The 14,244-nt window shown below is 44.6% G+C and carries 13 protein-coding genes; 3 read left to right on the forward strand and 10 right to left on the reverse strand.

The annotated features are described in order from the left end of the window. Positions 1 to 103 precede the first annotated feature (103 nt). The 5 genes from accA to FQV26_RS11620 form a co-directional block, all read right to left on the reverse strand. Complete coding sequence (gene accA, locus FQV26_RS11600) at positions 104 to 1,072, reverse strand: acetyl-CoA carboxylase carboxyl transferase subunit alpha (RefSeq protein WP_146557626.1); 969 nt, start codon at positions 1,070 to 1,072, stop codon at positions 104 to 106. Next, positions 1,065 to 1,937, reverse strand: a complete 873-nt coding sequence (gene accD, locus FQV26_RS11605) for an acetyl-CoA carboxylase, carboxyltransferase subunit beta (RefSeq protein WP_146557627.1) — start codon at positions 1,935 to 1,937, stop codon at positions 1,065 to 1,067. The genes accA and accD overlap by 8 nt, the downstream gene beginning before the upstream one ends. Then, a complete protein-coding gene (locus tag FQV26_RS11610) occupies positions 1,921 to 2,571 on the reverse strand; it encodes a FadR/GntR family transcriptional regulator (RefSeq protein ID WP_146557628.1) in 651 nt (216 codons plus the stop codon). Before FQV26_RS11610 ends, accD begins: the two co-directional genes overlap by 17 nt. 113 nt (positions 2,572 to 2,684) lie before the next feature. Further along, positions 2,685 to 5,741, reverse strand: coding sequence for a DNA polymerase III subunit alpha (dnaE, locus tag FQV26_RS11615; protein WP_261384306.1), 3,057 nt, complete (start codon positions 5,739 to 5,741; stop codon positions 2,685 to 2,687). 18 nt (positions 5,742 to 5,759) lie between these two features. Further along, the gene (locus FQV26_RS11620) at positions 5,760 to 6,704 is read right to left on the reverse strand and encodes a DHH family phosphoesterase (protein ID WP_146557630.1); all 945 of its coding nucleotides are present in this window, start codon (positions 6,702 to 6,704) and stop codon (positions 5,760 to 5,762) included. Between the two features lie 92 nt (positions 6,705 to 6,796). Here FQV26_RS11620 and FQV26_RS11625 point away from each other — a divergent pair, with 92 nt between their 5' ends. Then, a complete protein-coding gene (locus FQV26_RS11625; protein WP_146557631.1) occupies positions 6,797 to 7,102 on the forward strand; it encodes a YtpI family protein in 306 nt (101 codons plus the stop codon). Positions 7,103 to 7,185: 83 nt separating this feature from the next. Here FQV26_RS11625 and FQV26_RS11630 read toward each other — a convergent pair whose 3' ends face one another. Then, positions 7,186 to 8,493 (reverse strand): DRTGG domain-containing protein, encoded by a 1,308-nt coding sequence (locus tag FQV26_RS11630; protein ID WP_146557812.1) that lies wholly within the window; start codon positions 8,491 to 8,493, stop codon positions 7,186 to 7,188. A gap of 335 nt (positions 8,494 to 8,828) precedes the next feature. Beyond that, entirely contained in the window at positions 8,829 to 9,509 is a 681-nt protein-coding gene (locus FQV26_RS11635; RefSeq protein WP_146557632.1) for a metal-dependent hydrolase, read from the reverse strand. A 105-nt stretch (positions 9,510 to 9,614) separates the two neighbouring features. Here FQV26_RS11635 and FQV26_RS11640 point away from each other — a divergent pair, with 105 nt between their 5' ends. Continuing rightward, positions 9,615 to 10,712, forward strand: a complete 1,098-nt coding sequence (locus FQV26_RS11640; RefSeq protein ID WP_146557633.1) for a M24 family metallopeptidase — start codon at positions 9,615 to 9,617, stop codon at positions 10,710 to 10,712. Between the two features lie 45 nt (positions 10,713 to 10,757). Here FQV26_RS11640 and ald read toward each other — a convergent pair whose 3' ends face one another. After that, positions 10,758 to 11,873 carry an alanine dehydrogenase gene (gene ald / locus FQV26_RS11645; RefSeq protein WP_146557634.1) on the reverse strand — a complete coding sequence of 372 codons (1,116 nt, stop codon included), beginning with the start codon at positions 11,871 to 11,873 and terminating at the stop codon, positions 10,758 to 10,760. A gap of 254 nt (positions 11,874 to 12,127) precedes the next feature. Between ald and FQV26_RS11650 the strand changes: the two genes are divergently transcribed. Further along, the gene (locus FQV26_RS11650) at positions 12,128 to 12,634 is read left to right on the forward strand and encodes a universal stress protein (RefSeq protein WP_146557635.1); all 507 of its coding nucleotides are present in this window, start codon (positions 12,128 to 12,130) and stop codon (positions 12,632 to 12,634) included. 48 nt (positions 12,635 to 12,682) lie between these two features. On the opposite strand, the gene FQV26_RS11655 is transcribed toward FQV26_RS11650, so the two are convergent. Then, positions 12,683 to 13,624 carry an NADP-dependent oxidoreductase gene (locus FQV26_RS11655; protein ID WP_146557636.1) on the reverse strand — a complete coding sequence of 314 codons (942 nt, stop codon included), beginning with the start codon at positions 13,622 to 13,624 and terminating at the stop codon, positions 12,683 to 12,685. Between the two features lie 97 nt (positions 13,625 to 13,721). Further along, positions 13,722 to 14,129 (reverse strand): DUF4362 domain-containing protein, encoded by a 408-nt coding sequence (locus FQV26_RS11660; RefSeq protein WP_186759776.1) that lies wholly within the window; start codon positions 14,127 to 14,129, stop codon positions 13,722 to 13,724. Between the last annotated feature and the right edge of the window lie 115 nt (positions 14,130 to 14,244).

Consider the following 14,244-nt stretch of genomic DNA (forward strand, 5'->3'; position numbering starts at 1 on the left):
ACTGTCAGTCCTGAATAGTGATTGTGCGTGTTAAGATTTTGTTGCGCACGCCTGGCTGCTTTATTTTAGGGGAAACAAAAAGAACCGCCGAGGCAGTTCTCCATTACTCGCTGAAAACACCGATTGATTTGAATTTGTTGTAGCGCTGTTTGATCAACTCTTCGCCTGACATGCCATTCAATTCTTCCAGAGAGCGTCTGATTGCTTCTGAAATGATGGCTGCCTGCTTTTGCGGATCGTGATGGGCTCCGCCACGCACCTCGGGAATCATATGTTCAATTATTTTCATTTCCAACAGGTCGGGAGCGGTGATTTTCATCGCTTCGGCCGCTGTTTGCGCAAGGGCTGAATCTTTCCAAAGAATAGAAGCTGCACCTTCCGGGGAAATGACCGAGAACGTTGAATTTTCCAGCATTAAAATCTGATTGCCGACGCCAAGCGCCAACGCTCCGCCGCTTCCGCCTTCTCCAATGACAATGGACAAGACAGGGACTTCAAGTCCAGCCATTTCCACAAGATTGCGCGCAATCGCTTCGCTTTGTCCACGTTCTTCCGCGGCTTTTCCTGGATAAGCACCCTTCGTATCGATTAGACAGATGATCGGACGATTGAATTTTTCAGCCTGCTTCATCAAGCGCAATGCTTTCCGGTAGCCTTCAGGATGCGGCATACCGAAATTGCGCCGCACATTTTCTTTTGTGTCCTTGCCGCGCTGGTGACCGATAATTGTAACCGGCTGCCCGTGGAAAGAACCGATTCCGCTAACAATTGCTGCATCGTCCCCGTATAGGCGATCTCCATGCAATTCAATAAAATCATTGAAAATCAATGGTATGTAATCCAAAGTGGTCGGCCGTTCAGGATGGCGGGCCACTTGTACACGATCCCATGGTTTCATGTTTTCATAAATTTCTTCTTCGAGTTTAGAAAAGCGGTCTTCCAGAGACTTGATTTCTGAACTTAAGTCTACTTCGGCATTTGTCGTATATTCCTTCAGCTCTGAGATTTTCGCTCGGAGCTGGATGAGCGGTTCTTCAAAAGGCATTGATTTTTTTCCATTTTTCTTAGCCATTTGCCACAGCTCCTTTCGTATGAAGACGCACGATAGTCGCCAATGTTTTTTGCATGGATGTACGGTGCACGACCGCATCCAATTGTCCATGATCTAATAAAAATTCCGCCGTCTGGAAATCTTCCGGCAACTTCTCACGGACTGTCTGTTCGATAACACGGCGTCCAGCGAAACCGATCAAGGCTTTCGGTTCGGCGATATTGATGTCGCCCACCGATGCGAAACTCGCCGATACACCGCCTGTCGTCGGATGCGTTAATACCGATACGAAAAGCAACCCTTCATTGCTATGGCGCTTTAACGCTACACTGGTTTTAGCCATCTGCATGAGAGACAATACGCCTTCTTGCATACGTGCCCCGCCACTGGCTGTAAAAATGATAAATGGCAATTTGCGATCTGTAGCCACTTCAATGGCACGGGTAATTTTCTCGCCTACAACTGACCCCATTGAACCCATCCGGAAGTGGGAGTCCATCACTGCCAAAACGATATCTTGCCCCTGTAATTTACCTGCCCCTGTCAAAACTGCTTCATTCAAGCCGGTTTTTTCACTATCTGCTTGTACTTTTTCCGTATAGCCTGGGAAACCGAGTGGATTTTCCGATTTCAAATGGTCATCCATTGATTCAAAGCTTCCCGGATCTAATAGGCTATCTATACGCTCGTAAGCGGTCATTTTAAAATGATGATCGCATTTCGGACAAACTTTATCATTTTTATTCAAATCCTTGGTTAGGGTGATTTCTTTGCAGGAAGGACATTTGGTCATCAATCCCTCAGGAACATCTTTTGCGGATTTCGAAGGCATCGTTGTTTCTTTGCTGTCTTTATTGCGTTTAAAAATATCACGAATCATTGCCATTGCGTATTCTCTCCTTTTGTAGCCATTCACTCCACGCCTTAAACTCGCGAACGGCTGTCTCTGAATCTTGTTGCTCGATTGCTGTCAATATATTGTTCATACGGTCAATTTCATCAAAAGAAACAGTTCCACTGTATGGATCTCCGCTGTATTGCTTCAATAAAAACCAGATTTTCAATGACAACCGGTTGCCGGATAACACCATCAATTCACGAACAAAATCCTCACGCATAAAGCTTTCATCTTTAAGACGCAGCCGTAAACTTTCCCACACCCGCATTTGGCTGGCTGCTTCATTCTGGCAAATTGCTTGTATCGCAGCCACTTCATGAAGCAAACGCGTCTCCCAGACATCCTCATGTGATTGGTTGTCCTGTAAAACAAAAGTAGACAACACTTCAACCAATTTATGATTTCTGTGGTCAGACAAAAAAGTGCCTTCTCCTCTGCGCGTTTCGATCAGCCCCAACAATTCCAGGCTGCGAAGAGCTTCCCGTAACGTTGAACGGCCAACCTGCATCGTTTCAGCCAATTCCCTTTCAGATGGTATGCGGTCGCCCGGCTTGATATTTTCATGCCGAATCATGTCTCGAATGTCCCGTACTATATCTAAATATCGTTTCGATTGATTCATGACGGTTCCTCAGTTCCCATTTTTTTGAAAGTGGTCTGGCCACTCATATCCTATACCTTACAAAAAAAACAGTGCTACGTAAAGAAAAAACTGCTTTTCTTTTAGAAAAGCAGTCAAGTTTCTATACTCTTGCAAATAATGGCTGTTTTTTGGTTGCGATTTTCAACTACGCCCTGAATTTCCAGGATTGCATGAGGTTCCAACAGCAAGTTGTATTTAGCATATTCCACAGGGAACAAAGTTACAGAAGCCGGTCCCGTTTCATCCATTAAAGTAAGAAATGCCATCGCGTCACCTTTTTTTGTGCGGATCCGTTTGATGTCCTCTACCATGCCCAAAACTTTTACCGATTCGCGGTCACGTTTGGTTTTCAGCATTTTCAGCTCATCATAAGATTTCTGGCGATTTTCTTTAGCTCGTTCAACCGGGTGTTTCGATAAGTAAAAACCAAGCACCTCTTTTTCGTAGTCGAGCTTAAGATTTTCAGGCAGCTCTGAAGCTTTGGTGTATTTTGGCTTCATGAAACTTGACCCCATATCATCAAACAGGCCGGGATCTTCATTCGGCTTAACCAGTTCAGCGTGTTTAATTGCACTATCAAGTGACGCTAGTATAATTCCCCGGTTATAACCAAAATCATCAAGGGCCCCTGCTTTAATCAGCGGCTCAAACGATTTCCGGTTAAAATGCAAAGCTGAAATCCTTTCGGCAATATTGAACAGGCTGCTGAATGGCCCTTCTTCTCGCGCAGCAAGCAATGCTTTGATCGTCGACCCTGGGACCCCTTTTACTGCATTCAGGCCAATTCGAATCTGTCCACCTTCTACAGAAAACGTATGACGGCTTTTTTGGATAGAAGGAGGCAGCAGCGGAATCTTCTTATCCTTGATTTCTTGCAGCAGCTGTTTGGTCTTTTCGGCGTTTCCAGCGCTGTTGGTCAATAAACCGGTATAGAAATAGACCGGATAATGAGTTTTCATATAGCTCAATTGATAAGAGATGATGCTGTAAGCGGAGGCATGGCTTTTTGGAAAACCGTAATCTGCAAAACGTACAATTAAATCATAAACTTCCGCCGCTTCTGCTTCAGTGAAGCCTTTAGCTTTCGCGCCTCTGGAAAAATGCTCGCGTTCTTCATCTAAAATTTCACGTTTCTTCTTGCTGACTGCACGCCGCAATAAATCTGCTTCGCCAAGTGAAAATCCAGCCATTGCCGATGCAATGTGCATAATCTGTTCTTGGTAGACGATGACGCCGTATGTTTCACTTAATATCGGTTCCAGAATTGGATGGACATATTTTACAGCCTCTTGCTTATGTTTCCGTCTCGCATATAAAGGGATGAATTCCATCGGACCCGGCCGGAACAAGGCATTGACCGCAACAATGTCACCAAAAGCCGTCGGTTTGATCTGCTGGAGCGCCCGGCGCATGCCGTCGGATTCCAATTGGAAGACGCCGGTCGTATCCCCCGAAGCCAACAATTTATAGGTTTCTGCATCGTCAAGTGAAATACTGCGGTAATCGATCCGCTTTTTGGTATCCCAGTAAATGAGATTGCGAATCTGTTCGAGAATGGTTAAATTCCGCAAGCCCAGAAAATCCATCTTCAATAAGCCGATTGCTTCCAACTCCTGCATGGGCCATTGCGTCAAATAAATGCCTTCACTGCCTTTTTCAATCGGTACATGATCCACCAAAGGCGACGGACTTAAAATCACCCCTGCCGCATGCGTCGAGGCATGTCTTGGCAAACCTTCAAGTTTCATAGCTGTCTTAAACCAGGATTTGCGTTCTTCACGCTCTACAATCCAATCATTTAATGCTGGAGACTCTTTTAAAGCAGACCGCAATGTTGTACCTATTCGATTCGGAATCATCTTTGAAATCGCTTCAAGCTCTTCAGCTTCAAAACCGAAAACACGTGCAGTATCCCGGGCAACGGCTTTAGCGGATAAAGTGCCGAATGTAATGATTTGAGCCGTCCGGACAGCACCGTATTTTTTCGCCACATAGTCCACCACTTCATGGCGTCTGTGATCAGCAAAATCAATATCGATATCAGGCAGTGTTACACGCTCCGGATTCAAGAAACGCTCAAACAACAGCCCGTGTTTAATAGGATCGACATCGGTGATCTTCAGTGAATAGGCAACCAGCGAGCTGGCCGATGAGCCGCGTCCAGGACCCGTCAGAATATCTTGATCCCTGGCGTATTTCATAAAATCCGCAACTATCAGAAAGTAATCGATAAAGCCCATCGTTCCGATAACTGAAAGTTCATAATCCAGCCGTTCCTGGTAGATTTGAGTAAAACCCGGAACCCGCTCCGTCAGTCCTGTTTCACACAATTTCGCGATAAAATCCGCTTTATCGATCTTTTCATCCAATGGGAATATTGGAAGCAGCTGACGGTTCATCGGAATTGTCACCTGACAGCTTTCGAGCATCTCAGCTGTTCTCTGAAGCCATTCAGGATGATCTGCAAACCAAGACTCGAATTCCTGTTTGCTGGGAACATAAGCATTTGTATGCTCAGGCTTCGGCCTTTCCGGATCATTCATCTTCAATCCCTGGCCGATGGCGGATGCGACTTCATAAGCAAAAGCATCCTGCTGGAAGAGATAGCGGCATTCTTGAGAAGCGATAATAGGCAGCCTCATCCTTTCGCAAATATCCATAAATGTTGATTCATGCTCGGATTTTATTCCACCGGGACGTTCCAAGCTGCCGTATACAGCCGAACCAAATAACTCTTTTACATACTGCACCACTTGACTGCGGTCTGTCAGCAGCCATTCGGCCTTGTTTGGAACGACACATACGAGGCCTTCTTGATATGCCTTCAACCATTGTTCTGGTATAGCCTCTTTGTCCCGTGTGGACAACGCGCTGGAGATTTTCAGCAGATTGCCGTAGCCTTTATTGGTTTGGGCGTACAACACAACCGGGTAATGCTGTTCTTCATATTCGATAAAAGCCGAAAGGCCGACCACCCCATGGATGCCGGCACGGCGGCACGCTTCCCAAAACGGAAGGGTGCCGTATAATTTTGTATTGACGATTGCGGCTGAAACGGCTCCCTGTTCCTTTAAATACGGGAAAAGTTGGTCAAGGCGCACCGTGCTTTTCAGCAAATCAGCCGATGTGCTTATGTGCGGATAAACCATTGACAACCCACTCCCTTCTTAGTTTGCAGCTGAACAAATTTCTGCGAGACGTGCGATTACCTGATCAGCTTCCTGCCACGAATAAGCCGTTGCGCCAGATGCCAGCGGATGTCCGCCGCCGCCGAATTCTTTTGCTAATGTATTGATGATCGGTCCTTTCGAACGCAAACGCACCCGGATTTCGGCATCTTCTTCAATCAGGATGACCCAGGCTTTCATGCCTTTGACATTGCCAAGTGAACCGACCAGCAAAGAAGTGTCGGTTGCAGTAACATCAAATTCCTTCAAAATATCCTTTGTGATCTTCACATGAGCTGCACCATTTTCATCCATTTTGAAATTCTGATACATATAGCCTTGCAGGTGCAACAGCTTACGATCCATTTCGTACATGCCATTATGCAAGGCATTGCGGTCAAAATCGTATTTGATTAGCTCGCCTGCAATCGCAAACGTCTTTTGAGTCGTACTCGGGAACAAAAAGCGTCCAGTATCTCCGATAATTCCAGCATATAGCAGACGGGCCGCTTTTGCTGATAAGGTCCAATTTTCGTGTTCACGTCCATATGTATAAAGCTCGTAAACCAGCTCTGAAGCTGAACTTGCAGTTGTATCGACGGATACAATATCACCATAAGCATCATCGTTGGGATGGTGATCAATTTTGATAAGCTTTGCTCCTGTTTTATAGCGTTGATCGTCAACACGTTCAGTGTTGGCTGTATCAGTTACAATGACCAAGGCTCCCTCAAAATCCCCATCTTCCACTGCGTCCGGAAAATCCAGAAAGTCCATCGTGTAATCATGTGTACCGGCGGCTAAAATACGCTTTTTAGGATAATTCTGCTCCAAAAGATATTTCAAACCGAGCTGAGAACCATAGGCATCTGGATCCGGCCGCACATGACGATGGATGATAATGGTGCTGTATTGCTTAATTGTGTCGATGATTTGACTGTTCATTTTTTAGTTCCTCCATTTATAAGGAAATCCATTCGCAATTTTGCTCAAATCTCAGTACAATGAAATTGAGTTTTGGAATTCAGGAGGTCCCTATGTTCATATTCGCATTTTTAATCATTGTATCATTTGTCATTTATTTTTATAACAAAACAAAGCAATTCCGCACACGCAGCGTTTTGCCTATTAGAAAAAAATGGTATGCTGCACGTGCATCCGTAGCATTGGGTAGTTTTATTACTTTTTTCGGCATTAATCAGCTGTTCGTTTACCAGTCTACTGTTACCTACATCATTTCAGCCATTTTCATTGTACTTGGTGTAGCGCTTATTTATTACAATTACAAAGCTTCGCGGTATTACCACTCATTCCTTGAGGAAGAAGCAGATTTGAATCCTTAAAAGATAATGCAATGTACAGGCAGCAGGTACTCTTGTTTACTAAGAGTACCTGCTGCCTTTTTATGCCGAATATCATTTTTGCTTTAACGGTCCAATAGTTGGAAAGTCAGCATTGCCTTGCCGACAATTTCGTTTTCGAGAGCAACTTCAACTTCAACTTTGGCTGATTTTCGGCTGATATCCAAAATGGTTGGTCTGACGAATACAAGGGCGTCCAACTGAACCGGTTTTAGAAAATAGATTGTTAGATTTTCCAGTACACTGTCTTTCCGATTCTTCGTCTTCAACGCTGCTCCAGCTGCTTCAGTCAAAATCATTGTATATGCCCCATGGGAAATTGATCCATACGCATTGGTCATTTGAGGAGTGACACGGAACTCCAGGATTAATTTGTCGCTTGTTTGCTGATGGAGCTGGCTCTTGATGATATCATCGATTGTTTCGCCCTGCTGCGGCTGTCTTTGGGCAGTTTGTATTGCTTTTAGTACATCCTGCCTGCTGATGACACCCTTCAATTTACCATGATCGTCTGCGACTGGCAGCAAATCGATGCCTTCCCAGATCATTCGATGACCCGCAGCCGCTACACTCGTTTGCATCGAAACCGTAATCGGATCTTTAGTCATCACTTTTTCCACTAATTCCGTAGATGGATGGCCGATGACATCCCGAGATGTGATAATGCCCACCAGTCTATTGGAATGATCAACTACCGGAAATCCACCATGCGTCGTTTCTTCATTCAGTTCATGATATCGGCTGAGCGGTTCTTTTAGATTCAAATGCGCCGTTACCTCCAACGGAATTAAAATATCTTCGATCAGCAGAATCTCTTTTTTGATCAGCTGATCGTATATTGCCCGATTAATCATTGTTGCGACTGTAAAAGTATCGTAACTGGTTGAAATGACTGGAAGTTCGAATTCATCAGCCAGTTTCTTCACTTGATCAGACGCTTCAAAACCACCCGTCACCAGCACAGCAGCCCCTGCACGAAGTGCATATTCATGTGCTTTATAGCGGTTGCCCACAATCAATAAATTTCCCGCTTCCGTATAACGCATCATGTCTTCCAATTGCATCGCCCCGATAACAAATTTGTTAAGGGATTTATGCAATCCAGCTCTGCCCCCGAGAACTTGACCATCAACAATATTAACAATTTCCGCATATGTCAGACGTTCGATATTTTCTTTTTTCTTGCGCTCAATACGGATGGTTCCAACACGTTCAATCGTTGACACCAACCGTTTGGTCTCCGCTTCTTTAATAGCCCGGTAAGCGGTGCCTTCACTCACCTGAAGGTCTTTTGCAATACGCCTTACCGAAATTTTCTCACCCACGGATAAAGTCTCAATATAATCCAATATCTGTTCATGTTTAGTCACCATGATTTCACCCATTCTTTCTACTTTCCTGTATCTTCTAGTGTAGCATAATTGTTAGAAAAGTGGAGACGGGTGTTCTGCTTCGACAGGCGTAAGACGCTCTGGCTGAGCGGTGTTTCTTCAGCCGCATAGCCAGAGCGCCTTACGTCCCGAGGAGCAGCCCGTCGCAACTGGACAACTAGAAATGTGGAGGTGGCCGTTCAGTTCCGACAGGCAAGCAGTGCTGCAGGAGCAGGAGGTTTCAGGCGAATCAGCTGAGTGATGCTCATTGCCACGCAGCACGTCAGCCTCCAAGCAAAAACCCCCAAACAGCTCAAACTGTTTGGGGGTCGGTCTTATTATAATTCGATGCTGCCACCCGGTTCAAGGATATTTACCTCGGTATCTTTAACCAACGACTTGAAATGTTCCGGATCCTGCTTGATCGGTGGGAAGGTATTGTAATGGATCGGCACGACGACTTTTGGTTTCAGCAATTCGACTGCATACGCCGCGTCTTCCGGTCCCATTGTGAAAAAATCACCGATAGGCACAAACGCCACATCGATATCATGGCGGTCACCTAAAATTTCCATATCTCCAAACACTTCGGTATCACCTGCATGATAAATCGTTTTGCCTTCCGCTTTAAAAAGAATTCCAGCTGGCATTCCACCATAAATCACTTCGCCTTCTTCTGTTGTAAAAGAAGAACTGTGGAAAGCTTTAGTGAACTTCACTACACCAAAGTCAAATTCATTCGCGCCACCCAAACCCATACCGACAGCATTGACTCCTACACTTTCCAAATAGTTAGCCAATTCGAATACAGCTATTACCTGGCAATTGTTTCTTTTCGCCAGTTCAATCGTATCTCCCACATGATCATTATGGGCATGCGTCAAAAGAATGACATCTGGCTTTTCATCGGCAACATTTAAATCCGTCATTTCATTGCCATTAATGAATGGATCGATCAATATCGTGTGCTCACCTGTTTTGATTTTCACGATTGAATGGCCATGATATGAGATGTGCATAAAACCCCTCCAATGATTTTTAAAAGTTAACTACTGTTGTTCAACTCGCATAGCTGTTTTATACCCTGATTTTTGATATGCTACACATGTAGAGGAGGAATACATATGACTAAAATTAAGCAATTACAGAATTATTTGAAGGAGCAATCGATCGACGCGGCGTTTATTACAGATCCCTTTAACATCTTTTATGTCAGCGGTTTCCAAAGCAATCCGCATGAGCGCCTATTGGGTGTAATGGTATTCGCTGAAGCTGAGCCGTTTCTGATCTGTCCGAAAATGGAAATGCCGGATGCTAAAAATGCCGGATGGTCCGGGGAAATCGTCGGCCATGAAGATACACAAAACTCCATGGAGATCTTATTCGATACCGCTCAATCGCGCGGAATCGAATTAAAAACCATGGCAATTGAAAAAGCCCATATGACAGTAGATCGTTATGACGCCATTCTTTCGTTATTTGGCTCTTTGAACATTGTGCAATTGGATGATCAACTGAACTCGATGCGTGTTATAAAAGATGATGCGGAACTGCAGATTTTGCGTGAAGCTGCGGCATTGGCTGATTACGCCATTGAAGTTGCGGCCAAAACCATTAAAGAAGGCATCACTGAAATTGAAGTGATGACTGAAATTGAACTCGCCTTGAAAAAACGCGGCGTTACGCATATGTCATTCGATACGACTGTGTTGACAGGCGACAAAGCGGCCTCGCCGCATGGCAAGACCGGAGACCGGAAATTGCAGAATGGCGATTTGGTTTTGTTCGACCTTGGTGTGGTCCATAAAGGCTATTGCTCGGACATCACCCGTACGTTGGCGCTCGGCGAACCTGGCGAAGAGCAGAAGAAAGTATACAATATCGTTCTGCAGGCTGAAACAGCTGCTCTTGAAGCAGTTAAACCCGGCGTCACAGCTGCTGAACTGGATCAGATTTCACGCAAAGTGATTGCAGATGCAGGATACGGCGAATACTTCACGCACCGTCTTGGCCATGGCCTTGGCATCTCCGTTCATGAATTCCCTTCAATTCACGGAGCCAATTCGATGAAGATGGAAAAAGGAATGGTCTTTACATTGGAACCCGGTATTTATGTTCCCGGCAAAGTGGGCGTTCGGATTGAGGACGATGTGGCGGTAACAGAAAACGGATACGAGGTATTGACGAAATACCCGAAAGAACTCCAAATTGTTCATAATTAATAGCAAAAGCGGCATCGGATTTTTTCCAATGCCGCTTTTTATTGATCAACCCAAGATGTCATCGACTGATTTGTATTCCAGTCCTTGATCAGCAGCTACCGCTTGATAGGTGACATGGCCATTTAACGTATTGACTCCTTTTTTCAAGGCTTCATTTTCAAGAACTGCTTGTGCAAAGCCTTTGTTGGCAATTTGTACTGCGTAGGGCACCGTAACGTTTGTCAAACCGATGGTCGAAGTTCTTGGAACAGCTCCTGGCATATTCGCTACAGCATAATGAACCACTCCATGCTTCACATAAGTCGGCTCATCATGTGTCGTAATACGGTCACTGGTTTCAAATATTCCGCCTTGATCAATAGCAATATCAACTACGACCGAACCCGGATTCATCGACTTGATCATCTCTTCTTTCACAAGTTTAGGTGCCTTCGCTCCAGGAATTAGCACTGCTCCGATTACCAGATCCGCTTTTTTCACAGACTCCGAAATATTTAAGGGATTGGACATCAAGGTCTGTACATCCTGTCCGAACAGATCATCCAATTGACGCAGCCGATCCGGATTTAAATCGAGGATCGTGACATTGGCTCCCATTCCAATGGCGACTTTAGCAGCATTGGTCCCGGCCACTCCAGCACCGATGATGGTTACATTGCCGCGTCCCACTCCCGGAATCCCGCCAAGCAGCACACCAGCACCTCCATGTATCTTTTCCAGAAACTGAGCGCCGATTTGCGTAGACATTCTTCCTGCCACTTCGCTCATCGGAGTCAGCAAAGGCAGCGAATTATTTGGCAATTGTACGGTTTCGTATGCGATGCCTGTCACTTTTGCATCCAGCAGTGCCTGGGTCAGCTCCTTTTCAGGAGCGAGGTGCAGATAGGTGAAAAGAATTAAACCTTCTCGGAAATAACCATACTCTTGCGGTTCAGGTTCTTTGACCTTCAAGACCATTTCCTGTGCCCAAGCTTCTTTTGCAGTTGCTACGATTTCGGCTCCAGCAGCACTGTATTCTTCATCTGCAAATCCGGAACCCAGTCCAGCACCCTCTTGAACAAACACTTCATGACCATAAAGTGTTAAGTTGACCACACCCGCTGGAGTCATCGCTACCCGATTTTCGTTGTTTTTCACTTCTGTCGGCACGCCAATCCGCATTTTAAAACCCTCCATTTTCATATTGGGTAATCCTATAACTAGTAAAACGAATTATCTGAAATTACTATCTATTTTAACAGAAATCAATTGTTTCTGCTTTTGTTGTGTACTTTCTTCCTTAGCAACAACTTAGACTTGCAGGAAAATAGTCGTCATTAATTAGACAAAAAATTCTTTAAATTCACTTTAATTCAGCAGGAACTCCTATACTTATAGCGAATGGTTACATTTAGAGACAAAAGGAGGAATGTAGGATGACATTAAAGTACAGTCAGATTTTGGTTGCAGTAGACGGTTCCAAAGAAGCGGAATGGGCATTTAAAAAATCAGTAGGCATCGCCAAACGGAACAACGCCACTTTAAATTTGGTGAATGTGATCGATACCCGTTCGTTTGCTGCAATCGAAGCTTATGATCGTTCTATCGCTGATCGCGCTCAGAAATTTGCTGAAGATTTATTGGACGACTACAGAAAAGAAGCATTGGCAGCTGGTGTTGAAAAAGTGAATATTGTCGTTGACTATGGTTCGCCAAAAACGATGATTTCTAGAGATTTGGCACAAAAAGTGGAAGCGGATCTTATCATCTGTGGAGCTACCGGATTGAATGCTGTTGAACGTTTCTTAATCGGCAGTGTTTCTGAACATATTGTCCGTTCTGCAAAATGCGACGTATTAGTCGTGCGCACAGAAGAAGCACAGGACGATGCGCCAACAGAATACTATTCAGAAGATAAATCAGGGAAACCTGAAAACTTTTAAATCAAATAAAAAAAGCCTTTCACCAACTGTGAAAGGCTTTTTACTATGTTAAGAAGATTTTACTTTAATGACAATTTTCCCACGGGCGTGATGAGATTCACTCAATTCATGAGCGTCCTTTAATCCTTGCTCAGTAAATTCGAATATGTGGCCAATCTCAGGTTTCAATTCCCCCGAAACATACAGGTTAGCCAGTTTCTGTAGTTGTTCGCCGCTTGGCTCCAACCAATAGTCACTCGCCTTCACTTCATGCTGCTCGGCTTTCTCAGAAGAAGGCTGGCCGGCAATCGAAATCAGTTTTCCGCCTTTTTTCAGGACTTTGAAACTTTTGTCCAAAATTTCTCCACCCATCGTATCCAATACCGCGTCAAAATCTTCCAGCAGTTCGCTGAAATCTTCTTCTCTGTAATTAATGACTCGGTTGGCGCCCAAAGACTTGACCAGTTCATCATTTTTGTCACTTGCCGTTGTTGCTACATATGCACCTATACTGTTGGCAATTTGAATAGCCATGCTGCCGACTCCGCCGGCTCCAGCATGGATCAGCACCTTGTCTCCCTTTTTCAATTCTGCAAAGTCGACAAGACATTGGTAAGCAGTTAATCCAGTCAGCGGAATTGCCGCACCTTCTTCAAAGGACATGGCCTCTGGCATATGGGCAAGCAGTTCCTCTTCCACAGGAACAAATTCTGCATATGTTCCTTGTCTCGTTGTAGCGGGTCTTGTAAAAACCCGGTCGCCTACGCTGAAATGCTTTACATTCGCGCCGACTTCGGCAATTACACCTGCTGCATCCCAGCCTAAAATAATTGGAAACTCCCATGGCAGCATTTCTTTTAAATAGCCTTCACGAAGTTTCCAGTCTATCGGGTTGATGGAAGTGGCATGGATTTCTACCAGCACCTGGTTCTCATTTATAGCCGGTTTTTCCATTTCCCGTTCCTTCAATTGCTCTTTTCCTCCATAGTTGTCAATGACTATCGCTTTCATCCCATATCTCCCCTTCCGTTTCCGTTATTATCAAATATACCCTTTTGCAGAAATATTATTCATAAGAGAACCTGGAATGTGAGTGCCGCATTCTGTTCTATTCTTGCAGGTGTAAAATGGTAGGGTCTTCAGATTCAGGGTCACAGCTTTCTAATACATAGACCATTTCCTTTTCGGATGTCAAAACCAAAATAGAACTGCATTCCCTTTCCACAACTTCACCGGAACCATATTTATCTTCAGAAGAATCCTCCACTGATTTAATCTTGTTGCCGTCAAAGTACAGGTCCTGGTAGGTAGGGTCTCCTTCTGTCGTGAAGGTGGTCACTCTTACCGCGTCTGCTTCTCCGCTTACGGTATTTTCATAAAACTGGTATAAGCGTTCTTCATTCGAAACTTCGCCATGTCTGTTTTCAATAATATCGCTTGCCTTAAAGGAAGTTCCTCCTGAGTTGCACGCGGACGCTGCTGCCAACAACAGCATTAATAAGCCAATTTTTTTCATCTCCATACCTCCATTGCTTATTAGACGTACACCGCTTTGGATAATTACAAGACCTTTCAGTAATTCTATTGCCTGTTACAAGCTCTCTTTTGATTTAAAAACCTTGTCTGTTTCT

Origin of the sequence: Planococcus sp. CPCC 101016, from assembly GCF_007859295.1 — a bacterium.
GTDB lineage: Bacteria > Bacillota > Bacilli > Bacillales_A > Planococcaceae > Planococcus.